Below are 23,451 nucleotides of genomic sequence, written 5' to 3' on the forward strand. Positions count from 1 at the left end.
CGTCGTAGAACTGGGCCGTGGACTTCTCCCGGGTGCTGCGTGAACGTCGTACGAGTCGTCGGCTCAGCCAGCTGGAGCTGGCGTTGCGGGCCGGTACCACTCAGCGGCATCTCAGTTTCATCGAGTCCGGGCGGTCCGCGCCGGGGCGGAACATGGTCGTACGGCTTGCCGAGTCGCTCGAACTGCCCTTGCGGGAGCGGAACGAGCTGCTGCTGGCCGCCGGGTTCGCGCCGGTGTATCCGGAGAGTCCGCTGGAGGATCCGGTGCTGGCTCCGGTGCGGGCGGCGATCGGGCACATCCTGCGCGGGCATCTGCCGTATCCGGCGCTGGTCGTGGACCGGGGCGGGAACCTGGTCGCCGCGAACAGCGCGCTCGGTGTGATCACCGAGGGGGCGGCGGCGGAGCTGCTCGGGCCGGGGGCGAACGTGTACCGGCTGGCGCTGCATCCGGACGGGCTGGCGCCGCGGATCCTCAACTTCGCCGAGTGGGCACGGCACATCCTGGCCCGGCTCGGGCGGCTGCCGGAGTTGCGGGCCGAGTTGGCCGGGTACGTGCCCGAACTGGAGCCGTCGGCCGGTCAGTTGGGGTTCGCGGTGCCGTTGCGGCTGCGGTCGGCCTACGGCGAGCTGCGGTTGACGACGACCGTGACGACCTTCGCGACCGCGGTGGACGTGACCCTCTCCGAACTGAAACTGGAGGCGTTCCTGCCGGTGGACGCGGCGACGGCACAGGCGCTGACGGTCGCCGCGTCCGTGGCGGGGGATCAGCCCCCGGGGAACACGTAGTCGACCCGGATACGGCCGTCGGCGCCGAGCAGGAGCACCCCCGGACCGCCGCCGACCACGTCGCCCCCGCCGACGGCCACCGTGCCCCGGCGGACCCGGATCAGGCCGTCCGGGCGTACGGCGCCGGTGTGCGCCCGGAAGGTGAACTCCCCCCTCGCGACGAACCGTTCGGGTCTCCGTGTGACGCGGGTCTCGTGCGGCGGGCGTCGGGAAGGGGCAGTTCCCGGTCAGGAACGGGCGACGGCGGTGCGGCGCGTGTCTTCCGGTGGGCGGTGGGAGTTGAGAGGGGGACTCCCTTTTTCCGCCCTCGGAGGTGGCCCCGTGCGCCCCATCTACGTACCCGTCCGGCTGGCCGCAGCGGTCGCCGTCGTCGTCGCCGCTGCCGCCGGCTGCATGAGCGTGGGCGACGACGCGGGCGGCGGTGCCAAGCCCTCGCACTCCGCCGGGCAGCACGCCGGAGAGGCGCCGGACGGCGGTTCGGGGGCGCCGGGCGGCGGGATCGGGTTCGGCGGCTCGGCGGGCGACGGCAAGCACGGGCACGGGAAGCCGAAGCCGGGGGAGTCCACCTCGGGTTCGGCCTCGCCGAGCGCGCCGGGGGGTGCGGCGAGTCCGTCCGGCTCCAAGGCGCCCGGACCGGGCACGAGCCCGAAGCCGGGGGTGCCGACCACGGCCGCGCCGCAGCCGACCCCGACGCGGGCCAGCCCGTCCGCCGACCCGACGCCGCCCCCGACGCCGCAGTCCCCCGCCCCGACCGTCGCGGAGCCCTCGTCCTCCGCGCACGAGGACCCCGTACCGCAGCTGGTGGACCGGGTACCGGCGCCGGCGGCCGGCTCACCGGCGTAGCAACGGGTGTGACGCACGTCAATGCGGGCCGGTTTGCGTCGGGGGGTGATGGGTGCGTAAGGTGGTAGATCGTTTGATCCCATTGCCCGGCGCCACTGTAGAGCGCGCCGTGTGGCGCGTACTCTCCCTTGCCGTGGCGGACCGCATTGAGGCGGTCGATAGCGAATCACGGAGTTGACGGGCGCGTGCCGACGGATACTCCGGAAGGTTTCGCATTCGCATGTCCATTTCCAGTACTGATCACATCGTCATGCCCGAGAACGAGAACGAGGGTGACGAGACGGCCGTAGAGGCCACCACCGAGGCGGCCCCCGAGGTCACCTTCGCGTCCCTCGGTCTCCCCGAGGGCATCGTCCGCAAGCTCGCGCAGAACGGTGTGACCGCCCCCTTCCCGATCCAGGCGGCGACCATCCCGGACGCCCTGGCCGGCAAGGACATCCTCGGCCGTGGCCGCACCGGCTCCGGCAAGACCCTCTCGTTCGGTCTGCCGCTGCTCGCGACACTGTCCGGCGGCCGCACCGAGAAGAAGCGCCCGCGCGGCATCATCCTCACTCCGACCCGCGAGCTCGCGATGCAGGTGGCGGACGCCCTGCAGCCCTACGGCGACGTCCTCGGCCTGAAGATGAAGGTCGTCTGCGGCGGTACGTCCATGGGCAACCAGATCTACGCCCTTGAGCGGGGTGTCGATGTGCTGGTCGCCACTCCCGGCCGCCTGCGCGACATCATCAACCGCGGCGCCTGCTCCCTCGAAGACGTGCGCATCGCCGTCCTCGACGAGGCCGACCAGATGTCCGACCTGGGCTTCCTGCCCGAGGTCACCGAGCTGCTCGACCAGATCCCGGCCGGCGGCCAGCGCATGCTGTTCTCGGCGACGATGGAGAACGAGATCTCCACCCTGGTCAAGCGCTACCTCAAGGACCAGGTCACGCACGAGGTCGACAGCGCGCAGGGCAACGTCACGACGATGTCCCACCACATCCTCATCGTGAAGCCCAAGGACAAGGCGCCGGTCACCGCCGCGATCGCCTCCCGCAAGGGCCGCACGATCATCTTCGTCCGCACCCAGCTCGGCGCCGACCGCATCGCCGAACAGCTGCGCGAGTCCGGCGTGAAGGCCGACGCGCTGCACGGCGGCATGACGCAGGGCGCCCGTACGCGGACGCTGGCGGACTTCAAGGAGGGCTACGTCAACGCGCTCGTCGCGACCGACGTGGCCGCCCGCGGTATCCACGTCGACGGCATCGACCTGGTCCTGAACGTGGACCCGGCCGGCGACCACAAGGACTACCTGCACCGCGCGGGTCGTACCGCGCGTGCCGGTCGTACGGGCACCGTCGTGTCCCTCTCCCTGCCGCACCAGCGCCGTCAGATCTTCCGGCTGATGGAGGACGCGGGCGTCGACGCCGGGCGTCACATCATCAACACCGGTACGGCCTTCGAGCCCGAGGTCGCCGAGATCACCGGCGCCCGTTCGATGACCGAGGTCCAGGCCCAGTCCGCGGGCGACGCCGCGCAGCAGGCCGAGCGTGAGGTGACCCAGCTCACCAAGGAGCTGGAGCGCGCCACGCGCCGTGCCGCCGAGCTCCGCGAGGAGTCCGACCGCCTGATCGCCCGTGCCGCGCGCGAGCGGGGCGAGGACCCGGAGACGGCGGTCGCCGAGGCCGCCGCAGTGGTCGAGGCCGCCGCCGCCGAGCAGGCGGCCGTCGCCGAGGCGCCGGTGCGCGAGGAGTCCTCCTCCTACGACCGTCCGCGCCAGCAGCGTGACGACCGCGGCAACTACGAGCGCCGTGACCGCGGGAGCAACGACCGCGGCGGTGACCGCGGCGGCCGTTCCTTCGAGCGTCGCGACGACCGTCCGTCCGGTGGCTTCCGCGGCGGCAACGACCGTGGCGGCCGTTCTTTCGACCGTGACCGTCGTGACGACCGTCCGTCCGGTGGCTTCCGCCGTGACGACCGCGGTGGCAACGACCGCGGCGGCGACCGTGGCGGCTTCCGCCGCGACGACCGTCCCTCGGGCGGCTTCAACAACGACCGTCGGGACGGCGACCGCGGTGGCCGTTCTTTCGACCGGCGTGACGAGCGTCCCTCGGGTGGCTTCCGTCGTGACGACCGTGGCGGCAACGACCGCGGCGGCGACCGTGGCGGCCGTTCTTTCGAGCGTCGTGACGACCGTCCGTCCGGTGGCTTCCGCCGTGACGACCGCGGCACCGGCACCGACCGTCCGGCGTCGGGCGGCTTCCGCCGCGACGACCGTCCCGCGACCGGTCACCGGGGCAGCGACCGCCCGTTCAACCGTGACCGCCAGGGCGACCGCCCCGGCTTCCGCGCCGGCGGCCACGACCGTCCGGGCCACCGCGGCACGACCGGCACGGGAACCGGCACCGGCACCTTCGGCCGCCGCGACGACAAGCCGCGCTGGAAGCGCAACGGCTGACGTCAAGTGACGTAGCAGAGCAGTGAGATGGCCCCTGCCCGGGTTCAGGTGGGGGCCACTTTCTTGTGCGGGGGTTGCGGGAGTTGTCGTACGCGGGGGCGCTTTTTGGCCACATCGAGTCCTTATCGATTCCTTAAGTGGCGCATGTCACGCCCCCGGTGAGGGAATCGCTGGGGGCATGACAGATGACGCCATAGCGAGTGGGCTGTCAAAGGGAGATCCCCCCGGTCTCTCCGACGAAGAACGGCTTGCCCAACTCGGCTACACGCAGGTTCTCGCCCGCCGCATGTCGGCGTTCTCCAACTACGCGGTCTCCTTCACGATCATCTCGGTCCTGTCGGGCTGCCTGACGCTGTATCTGTTCGGCATGAACACGGGCGGCCCGGCCGTGATCATGTGGGGCTGGGTGGCCGTAGGCCTGATGACGCTGTTCGTCGGCCTGTCGATGGCCGAGATCTGTTCGGCCTACCCGACCTCGGCGGGCCTGTACTTCTGGGCCCACCGGCTGGCGCCCCCGCGCACGGCGGCGGCCTGGGCGTGGTTCACGGGCTGGTTCAACGTCCTCGGCCAGGTCGCGGTGACCGCGGGCATCGACTTCGGCGCGGCGTCGTTCCTGGGCGCGTACCTGAACCTGCAGTTCGACTTCGAGGTGACGCCGGGCCGCACGGTGCTCCTGTTCGCGGCGATCCTGATCCTCCACGGCCTGCTGAACACCTTCGGCGTGAAGATCGTCGCCATCCTCAACAACGTGAGCGTGTGGTGGCACGTGGTGGGTGTCGGCGTGATCGTCGGCGCGCTGACCTTCGTTCCGGACCACCACCAGTCGACGACGTTCGTCTTCACGAAGTTCGTGAACAACACCGGCTGGGGCAGCGGGGTCTACGTCGTCCTGCTGGGCCTCCTGATGGCGCAGTACACCTTCACCGGCTACGACGCCTCCGCCCACATGACGGAGGAGACCCACGACGCGTCGACGGCGGGCCCCAAGGGCATCGTCCGCTCCATCTGGACGTCGTGGATCGCCGGCTTCGTCCTCCTCCTGGGCTTCACGTACGCGATCCAGTCCTACGACAAGGAGTTGGGCTCGGCGACGGGGGCACCCCCGGCCCAGATCCTGCTGGACGCGCTGGGAGCGACGGCGGGCAAGCTGCTGCTGTTGGTGGTGATCGGCGCGCAACTCTTCTGCGGGATGGCGTCGGTGACGGCCAACAGCCGCATGATCTACGCCTTCTCGCGCGACGGCGCGCTCCCGTTCTCGCGCGTCTGGCACACGGTGAGCCCGCGCACGCGGACGCCGGTGGCGGCGGTGTGGCTGGCGGCGGGGGGCGCGCTGGTGCTGGGCCTGCCGTACCTGATCAATGTGACGGCGTACGCGGCGGTCACGTCCATCGCCGTGATCGGCCTCTACATCGCGTACGTCATCCCGACGCTGCTGCGGCTGGGCAGGGGGGACGACTTCCAGCGCGGGCCGTGGCATCTGGGCCGGTGGTCGCGGCTGATCGGGACGGTGTCGGTGGTGTGGGTGATCGTGATCACCGTGCTGTTCATGCTGCCGCAGGTCTCACCGGTCACCTGGGAGTCCTTCAACTACGCGCCGGTGGCGGTGCTGGTGGTCCTGGGCTTCGCGGCGGCCTGGTGGTTCGCCTCGGCCCAGCACTGGTTCCTGAACCCGGAACACGCCCGCACGAAGGCGCGGGAGGCGGCGCGGGCGGGGGCGCCCGAACCGGTGGATCCGTAGCACGGTCTGCCCGAAGCACGGTGTGCCCGAACCGGTGGATCCGTAATACTCCGGACCAGTCGGTCTCCCGTCCCGGCCCTGCCCGCACCCCGTTTCGCCGTCCGGCGCGGCCGTGTCCCCGATACCCGATCGGAGACACGGCCACCTCCCGCTATGCTCGGGGAGGCAACATCGCGAGGACCCTTAGCTCAATTGGCAGAGCAGTGGACTTTTAATCCATTGGTTGTGGGTTCGAGTCCCACAGGGTCTACGAGGTCGTTCCTCTCCGGAGGGTCTTGACCTGAGGTTTTCCGGTGCCCCGGTCGTCTTCGGACGGCCGGGGCACCGCTGTGTCCGGTGCCGCTACCGGTCGGCCGTGAGGAAGTCCTCCAGGATCTCGACGAACCGCGTCGGCTGTTCCTCGGCCGGGTAGTGGCCGCAGTCGTCGAGGACGACGCCCGTGACGTCGTCGGCCGCGAGCCGCATCGTGTGGGCGGCGTTCTCGCCGCTCCACAGCGCGCCGCCGAGGGCGAGTACCGGCAGCGTCAGCCGGGTCCTGCCGCGCTGTTCGTTCTGGGCGATCGTCTCGTCCAACGCCCGGTAGTACGCGAAGCTCGCCCGCAGCGCGCGAGGGTCCGCGGTGATCGCGTCGACGTAGACGTCCACGGCGTACTCGGGGATCGCGGTCGGGGTGGCGGCCTTGGTGGCGAACTGCCAGCCGAAGAAGAGGCGTTCACGTCCCCGGACCAGTTCCTCGTTGAGGTCGGTGAGCCGGTTGAAGCCGAACTGCCAGAGTTTCAGGTTGGCCGCGGCCGGGCCGAAGAGCGGCGGGGACGGTGTGAGGCCGGGGATCACCGCTTCGAGGACGGCGAGCCGGCCCACCCGCTCGGGGTGATCGGCGGCGAGGGCGTATCCGGTCCACGTGCCGATGTCGTGGCCGGCCACGTCGAACCGGTCGTGTCCGAGCGCGGCCATCAGCGCGACCAGGTCGGCGGCGAGCGTGCCGGCGTCGTAGCCGTCGTCGGGCTTGTCGGAGAGCCCGGCGCCGCGCGAGTCGACGGCGACGACGGTGTGCCGGCGGGCGAGCGCGGGCATCACCTCCCGCCAGGCGTACCAGGTCTGGGGCCATCCGCCGATCAGCAGCAGTGCCGGGCCGTCCCCGCCGGTGACCGCGTGCAGCCGCAGCCCGTTCACCTCCACGACGCGGCTGGTGAAGACGTCGAGGAATCCGTCGGGCAGTCGTAGCGAGCGCAGGCTTGTCATGCCGGTGACCCTACCCATCTTTGAATGATCGGTACAAGATGTGTAGAGTGACGGACCATGGCAGGCCGCAAGCAGTTCGACGTGGACGAGGCGCTACGACGTGCGATGCACGTCTTCTGGCGCTGGGGTTATTCGGAGGCCTCGATCGACCGCCTCACCGAGGGCACGGGCCTGGGGCGGGGCTCGCTCTACGGCACCTTCGGCGACAAGAGCACCCTCTTCCGCAAAAGCCTCCAGCGGTACGCGCAGACCTACCACCCGCTGTACGAGCAGGCACTGGCCGGCCCCCACCCGGGCCCGGGCGCCGTCGTGGCCGCCTACCTGCAGGTCGCCCTGAACCGCATCGCCGACCCGACGGTCCCGGACGGCTGTCTGCTCACGGTGTCGGCGACACAGCTCCCGGCGCTCGACGCGGAGGGCCGGGCGACGGTCCACGCCATGATCGACGGTCTGCGGGCGATGCTGGAGCAGGCCTTGCTGGCGGCGGGGGCCGGTGAACAGGAGGCGGCAGAGCTGGCGTTGTGCACGCTGGCGACGAACAAGTCCCTGGCGGTGCTGAGCCGCGCCGGCTTCTCGGGCGAAGACCTGGCAACCGTCGCGGCAGCCGCCGCCAAGAACGCCCAGGCTGTGCCGAATCAACCGGCCGAACCGTCGGGGCCGCGATAGACGGGAACTACTCCGTCGCCGATGGATCCGCAGAGACCCTTGGGTAGTTGGGTAGTTGGGTAGTTGGGTAGTTGGGCAGTCGGCAGCTCGGCAGCTCGGCGGGAAGTGACCCGGCGGGAAGCGACCAGGCCCAGACCTCAGGGGCTGAGCCGACCCTGGCGACGAAATCGTCCCGCCGGGGCAAGAAGTTGACCTGAGCCGCCTCGGTCTTCGGGCTCTGCAGGGCGACCTGCGCGACACGGGACGCGGGACGCGGGACAGGGGGGCAGGGGGCAGGGGACACGGGACCGTCACACCGTCAGTTCCGTGTGAGGGCACACGACTTCGTGTTCCGTGCAGGGCGGAGCCGACCGATCGGGCCGACAGGCACGGCGCATCCCCCGTGAGAGCTACCCCGACCGTCCCTGCGCGGGTGATTCGCGGATTCCGGCGGATTTCTAGCGTGGTCGTCAGGTCGGTCGCCGTCGGAGTGGCCGTCGCAGGGAGGTCACGATGAGCACGCCGTCCGCCGCACACAATGACGCAGGGTCCCGCCCGGACAAGGACGATGGCGGCCGGGGTGGTCGTCTCGGCCGGATCGTCCGCGCTCCGCTCGGCTGGATGCTGACGGGCCTGGTGGGTGTCGGCCTGGTCTCGGGGCTGACCGCGACCGGCCCCGGTCCGGTGCCGGTGCTGGGCGCGGTCGCGGCGGTCGCCGTGTACTGGGTGGTGATGCGCCGGGTCGCGAGACGCTCCACCCCGGAGATCGCCCGGCAGGGGGCCGGCCGGGAGGCGCTGTTCGGCGGTGCGGTCGGCCTGGGCTTCGTCTTCCTTTCGACCCTCCTGATCACGGTGTTCGGGGGCTACTCGTTCTCCTGGGCGGGCAACGGCTTCTTCTCCGTCGTCTGGTCCGCGGCGATGCTGCAGGCCGGCGCCGCGGTCACCGAGGAGCTGATGTTCCGCGGTGTCGCCCTCCAGGCTCTGGAAGAGCAGTGGGGCAGCCGGGCCGCCATCGTGATCACCGGGCTGTTCTTCGGCGTCGCCCACCTGAGTGCTCCGGGAGCCGGCGTGTGGAGCGCGCTCGCCATCGCCCTGGAGGCCGGTGTGATGCTCGGCGTCGCGTTCCTGTGGCGGCGTAGCATCTGGTTCGTCGCGGGCCTGCACTTCACTTGGAACCTCGCCGAGCAGCTGCTCGGCATCCCCGTCTCCGGACACACTCCCAAGGGCCTGTTCACGGTCGACACCCACGGCTCCGCCCTGCTCAGCGGCGGCACCTTCGGTCTGGAGGCATCGATCGTGCCCGTCCTCATCGGTGTGCTGCTCACCGTCCGGATGTTCGTCCTCGCCGGCCGGAGCGGCGGTCTGCGGCCCCGGCGTCTCGTTCAGCGCTGAGGCAGGCCGCCTCACAGGACACCGGCCGATCGATCGGAGGAAGAGGAAAGCGATGTTCCGTCAGGGCCTTTTGCGGACACCGTGGTTGCGGGTACCGCTGGAACGGTGGAAGGAGCAGGACGCCTTCCTCAAAGATGGTGTCCTCGCCCTGGTACTCACCCTGCTGGCCTTCGTGCCGACCCTGTCGGTCATCGGGGCGCAGATCGGCGATCTGCCCGAGCGGCCGGCGAACGCGCTGGGCCTCGGACTGATCCTGGCCCAGACCCTGCCGCTGGCAGCCCGCCGTCGCTGGCCCGCGGGCTGTCTGGCCGTCGTCGCCGCCGCGTTCGCCGTGCACCAGGCGCTGGGTTTCGCGACGACGTTCGGCAGCATGGGGCTGTATCTGGCGCTGTACTCCGCCGGAGCCCACCAGGTCCGCTTCCGCCTGGGTCTGGCGGCCGTGGCGAGTGCGGGGTATGTGGTGCTGGCCGTCGTCCTGCACCGGCTCGGCTCCCCGCAGGAGACGACGGACTATCTCGCCTTCTATCTGGTGCTGGCCGCGGTCCGGCTGGTGGGGAGCGGGGTGCGCACACGGCGCGGCGAAGAGGCGGAACGGCGGCGGCTGGCCGCCGAGTTGGCCACGGCCGCCGAGCGGGCGCGGATCGCCCGGGAGCTGCACGACGTGGTCACCCACCATGTGACGGCCATGGTGGTGCAGGCGGACGCGGCACAGTTCCTGATCACGCCCGCGCCGGACCGGGCCGCTACGGGAATGGCCTCCGTCAGCGACACCGGCCGCCGGGCCCTGACGGAGCTGCGGTATCTGCTCGGGGTACTGGAGGCGACCGGCGAGTTCACGACTGCTGGGTCCGCGACCGGCGGGTCCGCGACTGCCGGGTCCACGCCCGGTGGGTCCGCGACCGCCGGCCCCGCCCGTGAGGGCATCTCGCACGGGAGCCGGGGACCCGCCCTCGGCCGCCTGGGAGACCTCGTCGAGCAGGCCCGCAGGTCGGGTCAGCCGGTGGAGTTCAGCGAGCGGGGCGAGCGGCGGCCCCGGAGCGTGGACGTGGAGCTGGCCGCGTACCGGGTGGTTCAGGAAGCGCTCACCAACGCGATGAAGTACGCGACCGGGCAGCCGACACGGGTCCTGGTCCGGCACGACGAGGAGTGCGTCGAGATCGGGGTGACCACCGACGGCCCCGTCCCCGTCACCGCCGAAGGCCCCGTCCCCGTCACCACCCCGGCAGTCGTGCCGGCCACCCGCGAGCCGGGCCCCGAGGGCGGACGAGGGCTGGCCGGGCTGCGGGTCCGCGTGCGGATGCTCGATGGTGAACTGGAGGCCGGACCCCGGCCCGGTGGCGGGTTCGAGGTCCGTGCCACGATTCCCTCCCAGCCCCAGCCCCAGCCCGTTCAGGAGTGACCCGTGAGCGACGCGCCGCCACCGATCCGTGTGCTCGTCTGCGACGACCAGGAACTGGTGCGGACCGGCTACGTCACCATCTTCTCGGCCCAACCCGACCTGGAGGTCGTCGGCGAGGCGGAGAACGGGCACGCGGCGGTGGAAGCCGCGCGACGGCTGCGCCCCGACGTGGTCGTGATGGACATCCGGATGCCCCTCCTCGACGGCATCCAGGCGACCCGGCAACTGGCCGGCCCCGGCGCCGGGCAACCACCGAAGGTGCTGGTCGTCACCACGTTCAACGTCGACGCCCATGTCTACGACGCGTTACGCGCCGGAGCCAGCGGGTTCCTCCTCAAGGACGCGCCGCCCGCGGAACTGGTGAACGGCATCCGGACCGTCGCCCGGGGCGAGGCCCTGCTGGCGCCCGCCGTCACCCGGCACCTCATCGGCCACTACGCCGAGCACCTGCGCCCGGCCGAGTCCTCCCGGCCGGCCCGAGAGGACGTCGTACGCGCGCTGACGCCCCGCGAACTGGAGGTGCTCCGGCAGATGGCCGAGGGCCTGTCGAACGCGGAGATAGCGGCGGAGCTGTACATCACCCCCGAGACGGTCAAGACCTATGTCTCGCGCATCCTGGCCAAACTCGCCCTGCGCGACCGGGTCCAGGCGGTCGTCCTCGCCTACCGGGTCGGACTGGCGTCCGGCACACCGTGAACCGCCGGGCCGACCCGGCACGCCACCCGCACCCGCGAGGCGCGACCACAGGCACCGGCTCGGTACGGATCCACCGGTTGATGTGCGGCGGTGAGCCCGACTGCTGGTCAGTGCCTTCTGCGTGCGCGATGCGTGAGCGGACCCTGCGGCAGAAGCAGTCCGGACGTGGACCGCACCCTTACCGAATCCGTCCTGACCGGGCGGTTCCGGACACCGGCTCGGCGCACGGATCCACGTAGTACGATCCCGCCGGACCTGAGAACTTGTGTCCCGGCCGCCTTCGACCCGCCGGGGCCTCGATGTGCGTCCGGGGGGACCCGCATGAAGACGGGGCGTTTTTCGTCGCTCGCCGTTGCGGCGTCGGGGGTGGCACTGCCGATCGCGGGATTCTCGCATCTGCCGGTGGACGCCGCTCACGGGCATTTCTTCCTCAGCGAGGGCGACCCGACGACGATCCAACGGGAGCCCGGTGCCGCGGGGTCGGCGCTGTCCGACGACGGTTCCACGGTCTACGCGGCACTGCCCGACCAGGACGCGATCGCCGCGATCGACACCAACACCCTGACGGAGACGGCCCGTTACGCCATTGGCACGGGTACCCGTCCCGACTCGCCGACCGTGGCCAGGGGCACGCTCCGGTTCGGTTACGGGGGCGCGGGTGCCGGTGGCACCGGGTCGGTGGACGCGACCGGGGCGGTGAAGACGGCGCGGGGTTGCGGGAGTTGGGCCGGCTCCCCGCTGTTGGCGACCACTCCGACGTCGTTCGGCACGCTCGTCGCGGCCGTACGGACGGGAGACACCTCCGCCTCCGCCTCCGCCTCCGCCTTCGTCACGTACCGGGTCGCGGACGGCGGGCTGACCCGGCAGGCGGCCCGGGCGCTGCCCGCCCCCGACCTCCGTTACCGCTACCGCTACCGCGTGAGGGGTCACTACACCCCGCCGGCCGCGGGCGCTCGGACCGGGGCCGTGTGGAGCGGCTGGGTGTATCTCACGGTCCGGCCGGGCCGGCCATGAATCCCGCCCTCCAGCCCGCCTACTCCTCCATGACCGTCCTGGTCGCGGCCGTCATCGTCCACGACAGGGCGGCCGGTCGTGTCCTTCTCCTCCAGCGTGGTGAGAAGGCCAAGTTCGGGTGCGGGATGTGGGATCTCCCGGTCGGCAAGAACGAACCCGGCGAGCCCGTCACCGAGACCGCCGCACGCGAGCTGTACGAGGAGACCGGGGTCGTCGTGGACCCGGCCTCGCTGAAGGTCGTGCATGTCGTCCACGCCGCCCTCGGTGTCGAGGCGCCGAGCGGTTTCCTCACGGTCGTCTTCGCCACCGACGAGTGGACCGGCGAGGCCGAGAACCGCGAACCTCTCAAGCACGCGCAGGTCCGCTGGGCCCAGGTCGACGCCCTGCCCGAGGAGTTCGTGAGAGGCAATGGCCGGGCCCTACGGCACTACCTCGACGGCGTCGAACCGCAGGTGTCCCTGCACGGGTGGGTGTGAGCGCCGGGAGTAGGTTGTGCGGATGTCCACGTCGCCGGTGATCCTGTTGCTGTCGGGGAGTCTGCGGGCCGGCTCCTCCAACGAGGCCGTGCTGCGCACCGCTTGTGCCGTGGCGCCGGACGCGCGGGTGGAGACCGTGCTGTACGACGGCCTCGCCGGGCTTCCGCACTTCAACCCCGACGACGACACCGACCCGCTGCCCGCGCCCGTGGCCGCGCTGCGGGCGGCGATCGACCGGGCGGCCGGGATCCTGGTCTGCACCCCGGAGTACGCGGGCACCCTGCCGGGCTCGCTCAAGAACCTCCTGGACTGGACGGTCGGCGGCACCGAGATCTCCGACAAGCCGGTGGCCTGGGTCAACGCGGCGGCACCGGGGCGGGGCGGGGGCGCGGAGGCCACGTTGCGGACGGTCCTGGGCTATACCGGCGCCGACATCGTGGAGTCGGCCTGCGTGAGGCTCCCGGTGGACCGGGGCATGCTCGGCACGGACGGGCTCATCGCCGATGCGGGGGTACGTCGGCAACTCGCCGACGTGCTGGGCCTGTTGGCGGCGTCCGGTGTCCGATGAGCGAGCAGGGGCGACTCCGACCACTGACACCGACGTACCCCGGGGAAAGCAGACCCCGCCCCACGTACTGAACCCATGGCGCCAACAGCTGGGAAAAGTACCCGAGTCGGTCTGGCAACGCACGGAACTCCAGGTCCTCACCCTCGCGGACAACGGACTCACCGACCTCCCGCCCGAGATCGGTCACCTCCACAGCCTGACCACCCTCGACCCCGGCCACCACCGCCACACCGCGATACCCGACGAACTCGGCACCCTCACCGAACCCGTCGCCTTCCTCTACCTCCACGACAACGCCCTGTCCGAACTCCCGCCCACCCTGGGCAACTTGACTCGCCTGCACTACCTCGACGTCGGCGGGAACACCCTCACCGCGGTCACCAAGTCCCTTCAGAACAAGGGGTTTTCGGCCCACGCGGTCTCCGACCGGGTCCGCGATCTGCCCGGTCTGTTCGGTGCGGCGGATCTCGCGATGCGCATCGGGGTGCCGATCCTGGCGCTCGGCGCCCTCGCGCTGGGTGTCGTCCGGGCCGCGGACAGCGCGCGGGCACGGATCGGCCAGTTCGCCGTGCCGCGGATCCTCGGTGCCGGACGGCCCGAACTGCGCCGGGTCCTGCTCGGCGAGGCCGTGCTGTCCGGTGGGGTGGCGGGGGTGCTCGGCGCGGTCGCCGGCACGGTGCTGTCCGCGTCGCCGGCCGGCCCGCTCACTGACGTGCTCGGCCTGCCCATCACCGCCATGGACGCCCTGCCCGGCCTGGGCCGGAGCGGCACTGCTGCTGCCCGCTGCCGGCCTGGCCGTCGGTACCCTCATCGGCAGCCGGGAAGCCCTCCGCCGGGACCCCTATCTCACCGCCCGAGCGCACAGCTGACTCGACTCCGCGCTCAGTACTCCGTCGCCTGCGACTCCAAGTACCCCTTCAGGAAGGCGTACTTGGCGTCCGTGTCCGCCGCGGGCAACGGGGCGAAATGGTCGCCCAACTCCATCGACTCCGGCCTCGACGTGCGCAACGCCGGCCAGACCGGCAGCCCGTGGCCGTTCGGGTTGCCGGTTGCCGCGAAGTTCGCGACGTACGACGAGGTCCGGTCGGCGATCGCGTAGTCCGTGGCCGTCCATGGGCGGTCCGTGCCGTACAGGTTGCCGAAGAGGTAGTACTTCTCGGCGCCGTGATACGCGCCGACGCCGTCCGCCGGTTCGATCGGGTTGGTGGTGTCGTGGCCCGGGGGGACGTGGGTCCACCAGTAGGTGTAGACGGGGCTGCGGTTGGCGGCCGTCTGCCGGAACTGGGTGCCCCAGAGGAACGTGGAGACCCGTTCCTCGTCGCGGGCGTAGTTGTCGTACTGGACTGCCGCCTCCGTGTCCGTCGTCGCGGGGTAGAGGGCGAGGAAGTCGGCGGCCCGGGCGCCGAACGTCGTTGTCGCGTAAGCCTTGTACGCCGCGACCGTCATCGTCAGGGTCGGGGACGCGCCGTTCTCGTCCTTGTTGTTGCCGGTGAGGACCGGGATGTCGTACTCCGTACGGGACTTCATCGCCGCCGTGTACGACTTCGGCAGGACGTGGCCGTCCAGTACGTTGCCGAAGTTCGTGGCCGTCGACGGGGCGTCCTGTGCGTACACCTTGGCCACGATCTCGTCGGCCGCCAGGGCGCGCAGGTCCGCCGGCGTAGACGCGCCCATGTACGTCGCGAACGCTGTGCCGTTGGCCTCGGCCGCCGCCAACTGCGCGTAGCCGCCCGCCACATGGCCCAGTGCCGGGTCCTTGGTGTACTGCACGCCCGCCGAGAGCACGGCCCGGTGGAACAGGCCCCGGGCCAGCTTCGAGATCATCAGGATGTTCACGAACGACGAGCCGTGCGACCAGCCCGCGAGCGTCACCCGTTCCGGATCGCCCCCGAACGCGGCGATGTTGCGGCGGATCCACTTCAGCGCCGCGACCGTGTCCCGCACACCCCAGTTCCCGGAACCACCGTGCCCGCCCTCCGAACTCAGCGCCGGATGCGCGAGGTTGCCGAAGGCGCCCACGCGGTGGTTGTACGTCACCACGACCGCGCCCTTGGCCGCCAGGTTCGCCCCGTCGTACACCGGCTGCGAAGCCCACATGGCGCTGTTGCGGCCGCCGTAGATCCAGACGAAGACCGGGCGGAGGTCCCGGGAGGGTGTCGAACTGCCCGCCGCCGTCCAGATGTTGAGGTTCAGGCAGTCCTCGCTCAGCGGGGGCACCTTGTCGGCGGTGATGCCCGTGACCGGCTGGGGGCAGGCGGCGCCCCAGGTGTCGGCCTTGCGGACGCCCTGCCAGGAGGGGGGCGCTTGCGGGGCGCGCCAGCGGTTCTCGCCCGCGGTGGAGGCGGCGTACGGGATGCCCTTGTAGACGGTGACGCCGGGGAGGGCGGCGGGGGCGCCTGTGACCAGGCCGGACTGGGTTCTGACGGGGTGGCTCGTGTCGTTGCGCGGGGTGGCTGACGCCGGGGCGGAGGGCAGGGTGTTCAGCAGGGCCGCGCCGGCCGTGACACCTGCCGTACGGCCGAGGAAGGCGCGGCGGCCGACACCGGTGGGGGAGGAATTCACTGTGTCTCCCGATCACTTGAGGACGAGTCGCCTCATGCTGTGCCGGGCCGACCGGGACGGCCTAGCGAGTTTTCGTGACTCACAGTGTCCACGGGTGCAACTTAGGTTGCGGATACACGGGTTGACACCTTGGTTCCTGAACGACGTTCCTACAGCGCCGACTTGATCGTGTGCAGCACTGCGTCCGCCATGCCCCGCTCGCCCCGCGCGTTCGGATGCACCGGCGCCGCCGGGCTCTCCGGTACGAGCGGTTCGATCCAGCGGGTGTCCTTCGCCGCGCAGGCGTTGTGGTCGGCGGAGGGTGTGTACGTGTCGACGTAGCCCGTCCCCGCCTCCGAAGCCCGTTGCCGCAGCATCGAGTTGAGCTGCTGCTCCTTCTCGCGGAGGAAGGTCACGTCACCCGGTGCCAGGGACATCTCCCGGCCGCAGTCGGCGCTGTCGGTCGGCAGGATCGCCGGGTAGGAGACGACGTAGACCCGGGCCTCGGGAGCGCGGCGCCTGACCTCGGTCAGGACCCGGGTGAGGCGTTCGCCCGTCGTGGCGATCTTCTTCTCCACGGCGTCCAAGTCGCCGGTGACGTAGTTCCGTTCGCAGGGCGCGTCCTCGGGGACGTATTTGCCGCTGCCCGTCATCTCGTACAGCGCGCCCATCGCCACGCACCGTTTGATCATCGAGCTGAAGTCGATGTCGTTGCCGCCGATGCCGATCGTGACCAGGCGGGTGGTCGACGAAAGTGCCCTGAGTTGGGGGGAGTTGGTGCCGCCGTCCGTCTTCTGCGGGCCCGTGAGGTCGGCGGTCCTGGCGCCGCTGCAACTCACGTCGCGGAAGTTCCCTCCCTTCAGGCCGAGTTCGGCGGCGACGAGGGCCGGGTAGTTGCCGGCGGAGCGGTCGCAGCCGGCCGGGGTGCCCGTGGGGTCGGTGATGCCGGGGCCCGCGGTGTAGGAGTCGCCGAGGGCCACGTACGGGCCCTTCGACGGGGCCGAGTAGGCGATGCCGGTGTGGCTGTCGTCGTTGCCGTCGCCGTCGCGGGTGACCAGGACGACGGTGAGCAGGGTGCCGCAGGCGAGGAGCCCGGCCACGCCGGCCTGCACTGAGGTTTTCATCGAAGTGCCCTCTCTGGTGGGCGAGTTGGTGTCGTGATGCGCTGTGGACGTCCGCGGGCCCGGCGACGGGCGGGGGGAGTGCCCCGTCGCCGGGCCCGGGACTTGCGCCGGTCCCCGTCCCCACGGGATCCGGCACCGCGGGGCCGCCTCCGCTCTCGGCGGCCCCGGTCTGGGGGAGCTAGGGGACCGGAGTGAGACGGGCGGTGGGCGTGTCGGCGGCCGGTGCCGGGACCTTGCGGCTCAGGGCCTCGCCCTCGACGTCCATGCGGGGGAGGATCCGGTCCAGCCAACTCGGCAGGTACCAGGCCTTGTTGCCCAGGAGGGAGAGGACTGCGGGCACGATCGCCATCCGGACCACGAACGCGTCGAACAGCACCGCGATGGCCAGCCCGAAACCGATCATCTTGATCATCGAGGCGCCCGCGCCGATGAAGCCCGAGAACACCGCCATCATGATCAGCGCGGCGGCCACGACCACCCGGGCGCTGTGCCGGAACCCGGAGACGATCGCCTCCCCGGGCCCGTCCCCGTGGACGTACGCCTCGCGCATCCGGGAGACCAGGAACACCTCGTAGTCCATGGCGAGGCCGAAGACGATGCCCACCAGGAAGATCGGCATCAGGCTCATGATCGGGCCGGTCTGGTCGACGCCCAACAGCGAAGCCCCGTGGCCCTGTTGGAAGACCGCGACCACCGCGCCGAGCGCCGCGAGGACCGAGAGCAGGAAGCCGAGGGCCGCCTTCAGCGGGACGAGGAGGGAACGGAAGACCAGGAGCAGGAGGACGATCGCCAGGCCGACCACCAGCGCCAGGTACGGGATCAGCGCGTCCTGGACCTTCTGCGCCACGTCGATGTTCAACGCGGTGGTGCCGGTGACCTCGAAGCTCGCGCCGGAGGCCTTCGACTCGATGCCCGACCGCTCGTCGCGGATCGTCTGGACGAGCTGCTTCGTCTTCTCGTCGGTGGGGCTGGTGGCGGGAGTCGCGCTGAACACCGCTGTGTCGCCTGCCGAGTTGAAGCGCGCGGGCGATACCGAGACCACCCCGTCCGTCGCCGCGACGTCCTTCGAGATCGTCGCTACGGCGCTCTTCGCGTCGTCCGCCTTCTTCGCGTCCACGACGATGGTCAGTGGGCCGTTGAAGCCGGGGCCGAAGCCCTTCGCGAGGTCGTCGTAGGCGCGGCGTTCGGTGGTGGCCGTGGACTTGGCCTCGTCACCGGGCATGCCGAGCTGGAGGTTGAGGGCCGGCAGGGCCATCGCGCCGAGGCCTACGACGCCGAGCAGCAGGACGGGGATCGGGCGGCGCACGACGAGGCGCGCCCAACGGCTGCCGCCGTTCTCGCTGTTGGCCTCGTCCTTGCCCCGATGAGCCTTGTTCTTCCGGTCGCGGCGGGAGAGGACGGCGTTCGGCCAGAAGCCGAGGACGGCCGGGACCAGGGTGAGGGAGATCAGGACGGACAGGAGGACCGCGCCCGCCGCCGCCAGGCCCATCTTCGTCAGCATCGGGATGCCGACCACCGACAGACCGGCCAGGGCGATGACAACGGTCAGACCGGCGAACACCACTGCCGAACCCGCCGTACCTGCGGCCAGTCCCGCCGCTTCGCGCGGCGCGTGGCCCTTCCCGCGTTCCTCCCGGTAGCGGGAGACGACGAACAGCGCGTAGTCGATTCCGCAGGCGAGGCCGAGCATCGTGGCGAGTGTGCCGGTGGTCTCGGAGAGGCCGAAGGCGCTGCCCAGGGCGAGCACCGCGGACATGCTGATGCCGACGCCCAGGATCGCGGTGAGGAGGGGCAGGCCGGCCGCGGCCAGCGAACCGAAGGTGATCAGCAGGACCACGGACGCTATCGCGATGCCGATCGCCTCCGCGCTGCCGCCCGCCGCGGGCTGGGTCGCGAGGGCGTCGCCGCCGACCTCGACGGTCAGGCCCGCGTCCCGGGCCGTGTCGATGGCCCGTTCCAGATGGGTCTTGGCGGCGCCGGTGAGGTCGTCGGCCTTCACCTTGAAGGTGACGGTGGAGTACGCCGTGGACGCGTCCGCGCTCACCGCCTTCGCCGTGAACGGGTCGACGGTGGAGGCGACTTGGGAACCGTCGGCCGCCTCCGTGACCAGCTTCTCGATCGCCGCCTTGTTCTCGGTCGCGGTGACCTTCTCGCCGTTCGGGGCGACGAAGACGATCCGCGCGCTCGCGCCGTCCGCCGCGGTGCCGGGGAAGCGCTGCTCCAGCAGGTCGAAGGCGCGCTGCGACTCGATGCCGGGCATCGTGAAGCCGTCGTCCGGAGTGGCGGGGGCCTTGGCGGCGGCGAATCCGACGGCGCCGAGGACCGCCACCCACAACAGGGTGACGAACCAGCGCCACCGGAAGGCCACACGGCCCAAGCGATAAAGGAGAGTTGCCATGGCTGGGGAAGGCCTCCACGTCGGCGGTCGGTCGAGATCCAGATCGAGTGCGTGATCGTGGTCTCAAGCCTTCCGGCGGCGGCTCTCCGGCACGAGGGAGTGCCCTCCCGAATGGATGGTGTAGCCCGCTACACCATCGCCGCGCGGCTCAGCCCGCGTTCAGCTCCGTCAACTGGCCCAGCGGCAGCGTGTGGTGGGTCTGGAGGACCTTCGCGCGTAGATACCGGACGTTGTGCGGGGTGGTGAAGACACCGGTCGGCACGCGGTCGTGCACGTCGATGCCGAGCCCGCGCAACTGGTCCGCCTTGTCGGGGTTGTTGGACAGCAGGTCCAGGGACGTGATCCCGAGGGCGGTGAGCATCTGCGCGGCGGCCGTGTAGTCACGGGCGTCCTCGGGCAGGCCCAGCGCGGTGTTCGCGGCGTACGTGTCGAGGCCCTGGTCCTGGAGGGCGTACGCGTCGAGCTTGTTGTAGAGGCCGATGCCGCGGCCCTCCTGGCGCAGGTAGAGCAGGACACCGCCGCGCTCGGCGATGCGCTCGACGGCCTCGCGCAGCTGGGGTCCGCAGTCGCAGCGGGCGGAGCCGAAGACGTCGCCGGTCAGGCACTCGGAGTGCAGTCGGACGAGCGGGGTCGTACCGGGAGCGAGGTCGCCGAGGACGACCGCCACGTGTTCCTGGCCGTCGGTCAGGCCGTGGAAGGTGACGAGTTCGGCGTCGACGCCGTAGCCGTCCTGGAAGCGCAGCGGTACCCGGACGCGGGCACGCGGGGTGGCGGCGGGGAAGTCGGGCATGCGGGTCTCCGTGGTCCGGCGGCAGGTACGCGGATGTGCGTCAGTGAGGTGCTTCAGTTTTGAAGCACATCCACGATGACGGACACTACCTCATGCTTGAAATTTGAAGCAACAGAATTGTGGGACGGGTCACGGATCACACTTCACGGGTCACGTGCACGGCGAGGACGAGCGCCGGCGCCAGGGGACGTCCTCCCGTGCGGTCTCGCTCCCGTCGCCTTCCAGCGCCCGCGCGATCCCGGCGCTGATCTCCTCCATCTGCCGCACCTGCTCCGGGGTGAGGTGATCGAAGATCGCGGCCCGTACGGTCTCGACATGCCCCGGCGCCGTACGCTCCAGGACGGTCATCCCCTCGTCGGTCAGGACCGCGGTGCTGCCCCGCTTGTCCGACGGGCACCCCTCCCGCCGCACCAGACCGTCCTTCTCCAGCCGGGTCACCGCGTACGTCAGCCGGCTACGGGTGATCTTCGACTTCTCGGCGAGGTCGGTCATCCGCAGCCGGCGGTCCGGCACCTCGGAGAGGTTGGCGAGGATGGAGTAGTACAGGTGGGGCATGCCGGCCTCCTGCTGGAGCTGCCGGTCGATCGCGTCCTCCAGGAGGTGCGTCGCGGCGATGTACGCGCGCCAGGCGCGCTGCTCCTCGGCGGTGAGCCAGCGAGTCGTCATGCCCCCAGTGTAGGTTTGTTTCAAACTTGAACCAAGCCCCGCCATTCGACAAAGCCCCGCCGTTCCATCAACCCCCGCCGGGCCTCCCGCCCCGCCCGCCTCCCACAGAGAGCGCGTCGATGCCCTACCCCTACGTCCTGCTGTCCGCCGCCGTCTCCCTCGACGGCTACCTCGACGACACCGGCCCCGACCGGCTGCTCCTCTCCAGCCCGGCCGACTTCGACCGCGTCGACGAGGTCCGGGCATCGGTCGACGCGATCCTCATCGGCGCCGGCACGATCCGCGCGGACAACCCCCGCCTCCTGGTCAACTCCCCTGACCGCAGGGCGAGTCGAGCTGCCGCGGGCAAGCCGGAGTACCCCCTGAAGGTCACGGTCACCGGCTCCGGCGACCTGGACCCGGCGGCCAACTTCTGGCACACGGGCGGCGACAAGCTCGTCTATACGACGGACAAGGGCGCGGAGCGAGCGCGCCAGCTGGGCCTGACGGCGGACGTCGTGGCCCTCGGCCCGGACCTCGACTGGCGCGCGCTACTCGAACACCTGCGCGCGGCAAGGGGAGTTGACCGCCTGATGGTCGAGGGCGGCGGCACGATCCACACCCAGCTCCTCCAACAGGGCCTGGCCGACGAACTCCACCTGGTCCTGTCCCCCCTCTTCGTGGGCGACGACAAAGCACCCCGCCTCTTCGGCCCGGGCACGTACCAGCCAGGCCGCCTGCGTCTCGTCGAGACCCGCCCCATCGAGGACGTGGTCCTCATGCGCTACGAACCCACCGCCCCCGGCACCGGCGACCTCCCCTCCGCGGCCGACCACCACTGGCTCACCCTCGCCTGCGACCTCGCCGCCGACTGCCCGCCCTCGGAGACGGCGTTCAGCGTCGGCGCGGTGGTGGTGGCGGAGGACGGCACGGAGCTGTCCCGGGGCCACTCCCGCGAGGCGGGCGACCCGGTGGTCCACGCGGAGGAGGCGGCGCTGGCGAAGATCGACCCGAAGGACCCGCGTCTCGTGACCGCCACGGTCTACACGAGCCTTGAACCCTGCACCCACCGCGCCTCCCGTCCCAAGCCCTGCGCCCAACTGATCCTCGACGCGGGGGTACGACGGGTGGTGACGGCTTGGCGCGAGCCGGACACGTTCGTGGAGGGGGCGGACGGGAGCGGGGCGCTGGCCGCGCGGGGGGTCACCGTGGTCGTACTCCCGGAGAACGAGGAGCGAGCGAAGGCGCCGAACCGGCATCTGCTCGGCTGAGGTGCGCCACCCCCTCTGGAGAAATGTGACACCTCAGGGGGTGAGTGTCACATTTCTCCGGAACACCCCCTGCCTCCCCGCCCTCGCTGCTCCCCGACCGGCCCATCAGATCCTGCGCCCCACCGCCCGCCGGGTCACGCTCGCTAGGAACCGGTACGGACAAGGCGGAGGTACGGCAGATGAGGGCAGTGGGGCGGCGGCGGGCCGTGACGGTGCTGGGCGCGTCCGTAGCCGTAGGGCTACTCGCCTCGTGCGGAACGGCGGACACCGGTACCCGGACCATGGCCCGGGCACTCCCCGCGGACGCCGCGTTCACTCACCCCGGGGTGCTCGTCAGCGAGGGCCAGCTGGACGCCGTACGCAAGAACGTCGCCGCCGGCAAACAGCCCTGGCTGAAGGCGTACTTCGGGATGCGGGACAGCAAGTACGGGTCGTACAAGTACACGGCGAAGCCGTCCGCGGACGTCGACTGCCCCTGGAACGGCAAGGCCGCGCACGGCTGTGTCGAGGAGCGCGAGGACGCGATCGCGGCGTACACGCAGGCGTTGCTGTTCAGCATCACCGGCAAGCAGCATCACGCGCTGAAGGCGCGGGAGATCATGGACGACTGGTCGGCGAAGATGAAGGAGCACACCTCCGACGACGCCGGACTGCAGACCGCGTGGGCCGGGTCGACCTGGGCGCGGGCGGCGGAGCTCGTGCGGTACGCGCCGGGCGCCGGCTGGCCGGCGGACCGGGTCAAGCGGTTCGGGACGATGCTGCGTACCGCCTACGAGCCGGAAGTCACCAAGGATCTGCCGGACTACAACGGCAACTGGGACCTCGCGATGACGGACGCCGCGATCGGTATCGCCGTCTTCCTCGACGACCACAAGGCCTTCGACGCGGCCGTCAAACGCTTCCGCGACCGCGTGCCCGCCTACTTCTACCTGGCCAAGGACGGCAAGGTGCCGCTCACCCCGGTGGGGTCGAAGCTCACCACCCCGCAGAAGCTGACGACGTACTGGTTCAAGCAGACGACCTTCAAGGACGGCGTCGCCCAGGAGACGTGCCGAAACTTCAAGCACGTCGGGTACTCGCTGGCCGCGACCGCGCACATCGCCGAGACCGCCTGGCACCAGGGCGTCGACCTGTACGACGGGGTCAAGGACCGGCTCAAGGCCGCGCTGGAGTTCCACGCCCGCTACCAGCTCGGCGAGCCCGCGCCCGCCTGGCTGTGCGGCGGCAAGGTCGACCGGAACATGGGCCCCGACCTGGAGGTCGCCGTCAACCACCTGGAGGGCCGGCTCGGCATGAAGGTGCCCGCCGCGCACAAGCTCGCCGAGTCCACCCGCCCGGCCGGCAGCGACGACCTCTTCGTCTCCTGGGAGACCCTCACACACGCCGGGAACACCGCCGACTGAAACCTGTGTGACATCGGACCCCGCGAATGGCGTATAGTTGCAATCAC

Annotated in this window: 19 protein-coding genes, 1 tRNA gene and 1 pseudogene; 15 read left to right on the plus strand and 6 right to left on the minus strand. The window is 71.0% G+C overall.

Features of this window, described 5'->3' with window-relative positions; translation table 11 throughout:
- The first annotated feature begins 17 nt into the window (after nt 1-17).
- From OG226_RS26715 to OG226_RS26735, 5 genes are all read left to right on the plus strand, one after another.
- Nucleotides 18-785 (plus strand): helix-turn-helix domain-containing protein, encoded by a 768-nt coding sequence (locus OG226_RS26715; protein WP_329350243.1) that lies wholly within the window; start codon nt 18-20, stop codon nt 783-785.
- A 321-nt stretch (nt 786-1,106) separates the two neighbouring features.
- Nucleotides 1,107-1,628: a hypothetical protein gene (locus OG226_RS26720; protein ID WP_328681875.1), complete on the plus strand. Its 522-nt coding sequence runs from the start codon at nt 1,107-1,109 to the stop codon at nt 1,626-1,628.
- Between the two features lie 220 nt (nt 1,629-1,848).
- On the plus strand, nt 1,849-4,062 hold the full coding sequence (locus tag OG226_RS26725; protein ID WP_328681878.1) for a DEAD/DEAH box helicase: 2,214 nt from the start codon (nt 1,849-1,851) through the stop codon (nt 4,060-4,062).
- Between the two features lie 178 nt (nt 4,063-4,240).
- Nucleotides 4,241-5,800, plus strand: a complete 1,560-nt coding sequence (locus OG226_RS26730) for an amino acid permease (RefSeq protein ID WP_328681880.1) — start codon at nt 4,241-4,243, stop codon at nt 5,798-5,800.
- Nucleotides 5,801-5,977: 177 nt separating this feature from the next.
- Nucleotides 5,978-6,050 (plus strand) — tRNA-Lys (locus tag OG226_RS26735).
- Nucleotides 6,051-6,142: 92 nt separating this feature from the next.
- Here the strand turns inward: OG226_RS26735 and OG226_RS26740 are convergent.
- Nucleotides 6,143-7,042: an alpha/beta fold hydrolase gene (locus tag OG226_RS26740; RefSeq protein ID WP_329350245.1), complete on the minus strand. Its 900-nt coding sequence runs from the start codon at nt 7,040-7,042 to the stop codon at nt 6,143-6,145.
- Nucleotides 7,043-7,099: 57 nt separating this feature from the next.
- Between OG226_RS26740 and OG226_RS26745 the strand changes: the two genes are divergently transcribed.
- The 8 genes and pseudogenes from OG226_RS26745 to OG226_RS51625 form a co-directional block, all read left to right on the plus strand.
- Nucleotides 7,100-7,708, plus strand: a complete 609-nt coding sequence (locus tag OG226_RS26745; protein WP_328681884.1) for a TetR/AcrR family transcriptional regulator — start codon at nt 7,100-7,102, stop codon at nt 7,706-7,708.
- Between the two features lie 492 nt (nt 7,709-8,200).
- Complete coding sequence (locus OG226_RS26750; RefSeq protein ID WP_328681885.1) at nt 8,201-9,079, plus strand: CPBP family intramembrane glutamic endopeptidase; 879 nt, start codon at nt 8,201-8,203, stop codon at nt 9,077-9,079.
- Nucleotides 9,080-9,131: 52 nt separating this feature from the next.
- On the plus strand, nt 9,132-10,478 hold the full coding sequence (locus OG226_RS26755; RefSeq protein ID WP_329350246.1) for a sensor histidine kinase: 1,347 nt from the start codon (nt 9,132-9,134) through the stop codon (nt 10,476-10,478).
- Nucleotides 10,479-10,481: 3 nt separating this feature from the next.
- Nucleotides 10,482-11,174 carry a response regulator transcription factor gene (locus OG226_RS26760; protein WP_328681889.1) on the plus strand — a complete coding sequence of 231 codons (693 nt, stop codon included), beginning with the start codon at nt 10,482-10,484 and terminating at the stop codon, nt 11,172-11,174.
- 321 nt (nt 11,175-11,495) lie between these two features.
- Nucleotides 11,496-12,188 (plus strand): hypothetical protein, encoded by a 693-nt coding sequence (locus OG226_RS26765; RefSeq protein ID WP_329350247.1) that lies wholly within the window; start codon nt 11,496-11,498, stop codon nt 12,186-12,188.
- Nucleotides 12,185-12,664 carry an NUDIX domain-containing protein gene (locus tag OG226_RS26770; RefSeq protein ID WP_329350248.1) on the plus strand — a complete coding sequence of 160 codons (480 nt, stop codon included), beginning with the start codon at nt 12,185-12,187 and terminating at the stop codon, nt 12,662-12,664. Before OG226_RS26765 ends, OG226_RS26770 begins: the two co-directional genes overlap by 4 nt.
- 22 nt (nt 12,665-12,686) lie before the next feature.
- A complete protein-coding gene (locus tag OG226_RS26775) occupies nt 12,687-13,232 on the plus strand; it encodes an NADPH-dependent FMN reductase (protein WP_329350249.1) in 546 nt (181 codons plus the stop codon).
- A 472-nt stretch (nt 13,233-13,704) separates the two neighbouring features.
- Nucleotides 13,705-13,866, plus strand: a pseudogene (locus OG226_RS51625) (FtsX-like permease family protein); the annotation flags it as partial.
- 248 nt (nt 13,867-14,114) lie between these two features.
- Here OG226_RS51625 and OG226_RS26780 read toward each other — a convergent pair.
- The 5 genes from OG226_RS26780 to OG226_RS26800 all read right to left on the minus strand — a co-directional run bounded on the left by OG226_RS26780 (nt 14,115) and on the right by OG226_RS26800 (nt 20,751).
- A complete protein-coding gene (locus OG226_RS26780; RefSeq protein WP_329350250.1) occupies nt 14,115-15,794 on the minus strand; it encodes a carboxylesterase/lipase family protein in 1,680 nt (559 codons plus the stop codon).
- Nucleotides 15,795-15,943: 149 nt separating this feature from the next.
- A complete protein-coding gene (locus tag OG226_RS26785; protein WP_329350251.1) occupies nt 15,944-16,897 on the minus strand; it encodes an SGNH/GDSL hydrolase family protein in 954 nt (317 codons plus the stop codon).
- A gap of 178 nt (nt 16,898-17,075) precedes the next feature.
- Nucleotides 17,076-19,295 carry an MMPL family transporter gene (locus OG226_RS26790; protein WP_329350252.1) on the minus strand — a complete coding sequence of 740 codons (2,220 nt, stop codon included), beginning with the start codon at nt 19,293-19,295 and terminating at the stop codon, nt 17,076-17,078.
- A 148-nt stretch (nt 19,296-19,443) separates the two neighbouring features.
- On the minus strand, nt 19,444-20,085 hold the full coding sequence (locus OG226_RS26795) for a GTP cyclohydrolase II (RefSeq protein WP_329350253.1): 642 nt from the start codon (nt 20,083-20,085) through the stop codon (nt 19,444-19,446).
- Between the two features lie 150 nt (nt 20,086-20,235).
- Nucleotides 20,236-20,751 (minus strand): MarR family winged helix-turn-helix transcriptional regulator, encoded by a 516-nt coding sequence (locus OG226_RS26800; RefSeq protein WP_329350254.1) that lies wholly within the window; start codon nt 20,749-20,751, stop codon nt 20,236-20,238.
- A gap of 119 nt (nt 20,752-20,870) precedes the next feature.
- Between OG226_RS26800 and OG226_RS26805 the strand changes: the two genes are divergently transcribed.
- Together OG226_RS26805 and OG226_RS26810 are read left to right on the plus strand one after the other, a co-directional pair.
- Nucleotides 20,871-22,001 (plus strand): dihydrofolate reductase family protein, encoded by a 1,131-nt coding sequence (locus OG226_RS26805; protein WP_329350255.1) that lies wholly within the window; start codon nt 20,871-20,873, stop codon nt 21,999-22,001.
- 179 nt (nt 22,002-22,180) lie between these two features.
- The gene (locus tag OG226_RS26810) at nt 22,181-23,404 is read left to right on the plus strand and encodes an alginate lyase family protein (RefSeq protein WP_328681906.1); all 1,224 of its coding nucleotides are present in this window, start codon (nt 22,181-22,183) and stop codon (nt 23,402-23,404) included.
- Nucleotides 23,405-23,451: the final 47 nt, after the last annotated feature.

It is taken from the genome of Streptomyces sp. NBC_01261 (genome assembly GCF_036226385.1).
In the GTDB taxonomy this organism is placed as follows: Bacteria; Actinomycetota; Actinomycetes; order Streptomycetales; family Streptomycetaceae; genus Streptomyces.